Source organism: Chryseobacterium sp. (assembly GCF_022712095.1).
In the GTDB taxonomy this organism is placed as follows: Bacteria; Bacteroidota; Bacteroidia; order Flavobacteriales; family Weeksellaceae; genus Chryseobacterium.
This window is the reverse complement of sequence record NZ_JALAHD010000211.1, coordinates 1-3777: the sequence shown is the minus strand read 5'-3', so window position 1 is coordinate 3777 and position 3777 is coordinate 1. Positions and strand designations below refer to the sequence as shown.

General features: G+C 34.7%; 4 protein-coding genes. All 4 read left to right on the top strand.

What is annotated here, in order from left to right; all coding sequences use genetic code 11:
- Positions 1-129 precede the first annotated feature (129 nt).
- Genes Q0A18_RS11165 through Q0A18_RS11150 form a run of 4 tightly spaced genes read left to right on the top strand, consistent with a single transcriptional unit; the run spans position 130 to position 3749 of the window.
- Complete coding sequence (locus Q0A18_RS11165) at positions 130-1365, top strand: glycosyltransferase family 4 protein (RefSeq protein WP_292010231.1); 1236 nt, start codon at positions 130-132, stop codon at positions 1363-1365.
- Positions 1366-1383: 18 nt separating this feature from the next.
- Positions 1384-1989 carry a sugar transferase gene (locus tag Q0A18_RS11160; RefSeq protein ID WP_292010230.1) on the top strand — a complete coding sequence of 202 codons (606 nt, stop codon included), beginning with the start codon at positions 1384-1386 and terminating at the stop codon, positions 1987-1989.
- A gap of 16 nt (positions 1990-2005) precedes the next feature.
- Entirely contained in the window at positions 2006-2602 is a 597-nt protein-coding gene (locus Q0A18_RS11155) for an acetyltransferase (protein WP_292010229.1), read from the top strand.
- A 16-nt stretch (positions 2603-2618) separates the two neighbouring features.
- Positions 2619-3749 carry an aminotransferase class I/II-fold pyridoxal phosphate-dependent enzyme gene (locus Q0A18_RS11150; protein WP_292010228.1) on the top strand — a complete coding sequence of 377 codons (1131 nt, stop codon included), beginning with the start codon at positions 2619-2621 and terminating at the stop codon, positions 3747-3749.
- The last annotated feature ends 28 nt before the right edge of the window (positions 3750-3777 follow it).

Below are 3777 nucleotides of genomic sequence, written 5' to 3'. Positions count from 1 at the left end.
ATACTATATTAATGATTTAGTCGAAATAAAACATTTTGAGGATGGGAGTGCATCATCTATAAGTGATAAAATAATTGGTTATAGTGAAGAGTCGTATATATATTACTATGAATTTTTTAATAAAAAATAATGAAGATATTATTACTACATCAATACTTTTTAGAAGAAGATGATCCGGGAGGATCAAGATGGAATGAAATGACTAAGACATGGACATCTCAAGGGCATGAAGTAACGGTCATTGCAGGTATGATGCATTATAACGGTCTTTCTAAAAGGGAAGAGTATAAGAAAAAATATTTTGTAAAGAAGAAGCAAGGAAAGGTGAATGTTTATCGTACTCATGTTTCCGAATCATATAATAATGGATTTATAGGTCGTCTTTGGGGATATTTTTCTTTTATGTTTTCTTCATTATGGGCCGGACTTTTTAAGATCGAAGGAAAATTTGATGCAGTAATAGTAACTTCACCGCCTTTATTCGTAGGGGGATCCGGATATTTAATATCTCGACTTAAAAGGATGCCTATGATCTTTGAAATTAGAGATTTATGGCCTGAATCTGCTATTGATACAGGAGTACTTACCAATAAATGGATTATAAAGCTTGCTTATTGGTTTGAAGCTTTCATTTATAAAAAAGCAAGATTAATTAATGTTCTTACCCCTGCTTTTTATAAAACTCTAAACGAAAAGAAAAAAGTAAGTAAAGAAAAACTAGTGATGATTCCTAATGCAGCTGATTTTTCACTTTCAGATGAAATATTAGAGAGTTTTGATAGAGAGCTTTTTAGAAAAGAGCATAGTTTAGATGGGCATTTTGTTATTACTTATGTTGGAGCTCATGGAGTGGCTAATCATTTAGACCAAATTTTAGAAGCTGGGAAAAAGTTGGAAGATACTAATGTCCTTTTTTTATTGATAGGGCAGGGAATGGAGAAAGAAAGATTAAAAGAAAAAGCAGTTCAGCTGAATGTGAAAAATGTTATTTTTTTAGATCCTGTGCCTAAAAAGGAAGTATTCAAATATATACTAGCTTCGGAAATGGGAGCTTCAGTTTTGAAAAAAGTAGATACATTTAAGACTGTTTATTCTAATAAATCATTTGATTATTTTTCATGCAAAAAACCTATATTAATGGCTATAGATGGGGTTTCCCGTGAACTGGTGAAAGATGCTAAAGCAGGAACTTATGTAGAACCGGAAAATACAGAGGAATACAATAGGATAATAAGGACATATTTGAATGATCCCATGAGATTGAAAGAAGAAGGAGAAAATGGGTACCGATACGCTAAACTGAATTTTGACAGAGAAGTCTTAGCTCAGCAATATTTAGAGGCGATCAAAAAAATCGTGGATTAATTTTAAATTTAGTAAGAGATGTATAAAAGCTTTTTTAAGAGAATGATTGACTTTTTCATTGCTTTTTTAGCTCTGATTATACTTAGTCCTGTTTTTATTATTGTTGCTATAGGCCTATATTTTGCTAATAGGGGTAAACCTTTCTTCTTTCAGGCTCGCCCGGGTTTGAATGAAAAAATCTTTAAAATCATTAAATTTAAAACGATGAATGATAAAAAAGATGCTGATGGAAACTTATTATCCGATGCGGAACGTTTGACATCCATTGGAGCTTTTGTACGCAAAACCTCTTTAGATGAACTTCCTCAACTAATTAATGTTTTAAAAGGTGATATGGCTATTATAGGTCCCCGTCCCTTGTTGCCACAGTACTTGCCTCTATATAATGAAACACAGAAGAGACGTCACGAAGTGAGACCTGGAATTACAGGCTGGGCGCAGGTGAATGGGAGGAATGCCATTTCCTGGGCCAAAAAATTTGAACTAGATGTCTGGTATGTAGATAATCTTTCATTTCTTACCGACTGTAAAGTGTTTTTTACTACCTTTAAAAAAGTTTTCAAAAGTGAAGGTATCAGCCAGGAGGGACAGGTCACCACGGAAGCCTTTAATGGAAAAAACTAATTTAAATAAATAAGATATGTATTTGTATGGAGCAAGTGGTCATGGAAAAGTAGTAGCGGAAATTGCAGAAGAAAATAACTATACAATAGAAGCATACATTGATGAAGATTTATCTAAAAAAGAACTCTTGGGATATTCTGTTATTCATGAAATTCCTAAAGAAAATATTGAAGTAACCATTTCTATTGGTAACAACAAAACCCGGAAAAAAATTGTCACGGATCATCATGATTTCAAATACAGTATTCTTTCTCACCCTAGGGCTATAATTTCTGTAAGAGCAAGTATTGGGGAGGGAACAGTAGTAATGCCGGGAGCAACCATTAACTCTGAATCAAGAATCGGAAGACACTGTATTATTAATACCAATGCCTCTATAGACCATGATTGTGTAGTTCATGACTTTGTGCATCTTTCTCCCAATGTAGCTTTGGCGGGTGGTGTTGAAGTAGGAGAAGGAACCCATATAGGAATAGGAACCAGTGTGATCCAGGGAGTGAAAATCGGAAAGTGGTGTACGATAGGAGCGGGTGCTGTTATTATAAAAGATATTCCAGATGGAGTAACCGTTGTTGGAAATCCTGGGAAAATAATTAAAATAAACGATTTGTAATTAAAATAATCTAGCTATGAACTCTAAGATATGGCTTTCTTCACCTCATATGGGAGGCGGTGAACTCAAATACATCCATGAGGCTTTTGATGCTAATTGGGTAGCTCCTTTAGGTCCGAATGTAGACGGATTTGAGCAGGATTTAGAAAAATTTCTAAATGATGATGTAAAAGTAGCGGCTTTATCGGCTGGGACAGCTGCTTTACATTTGGCCTTGGTTGAATGTGGAGTAGTGTATGGAGACGAAGTGATTTGCCAGTCCATGACATTTTCAGCTTCCGCTAACCCAATTGCTTATCAAGGTGCTCAACCAGTTTTTGTAGATTCTGAAAAAGATACGTGGAATATATGTCCAGAAGCTTTACAAAAAGCTATAGAAGATCGAATTTCCAAAGGGAAAAAACCTAAAGCAATAATAGTTGTTCATCTATACGGGATGCCAGCGAAAATGGATGAAATTTTGTCTATAGCTGCAAAATATGATATTCCTGTTATTGAAGATGCTGCAGAAGCATTGGGTTCAAAATATAAAGGCAAAGCTTGCGGAACCTTTGGCCATTTTGGAATTTTATCTTTTAACGGAAACAAGATTATAACAACTTCAGGAGGGGGAGCATTAGTTTGTCATAGTTTGGAAGATAAGAATAAAACCGTATTTTTATCTACTCAGGCAAGAGATAATGCACCCCATTATCAGCATTCCCATATAGGATATAACTATAGAATGAGTAATATTACTGCAGGAATAGGACGTGGGCAGATGGAAGTTTTAAAGGACAGAGTAGAGGCACGTAGAAATGTACATGACTTTTATGTGGAATTGTTTAGAGATATTGATGGAGTGGAGGTCCTTTCAGAAACCAGTTCTGATTTTTACTCCAATCATTGGTTGTCAGCTATTATAATAGATGAAAAGAAAACAGGAAAGACCCGTGAGGATCTTAGATTGGCTTTTTTAGAAGATAATATAGAGTCCAGGCCTCTCTGGAAGCCTATGCATATGCAGCCTGTTTTTGCTGATGCCCCTTATTATGGAGATAAGGTAGCGGAGTATCTATTTGAAAATGGTCTATGCTTACCTTCGGGGTCCAATCTAAAAGAAGAAGAGCTGGAAAGAATATCAAAAATCATTAAAAAAATATTTTAATAATTATAATTAATATAAAAATCTGCTT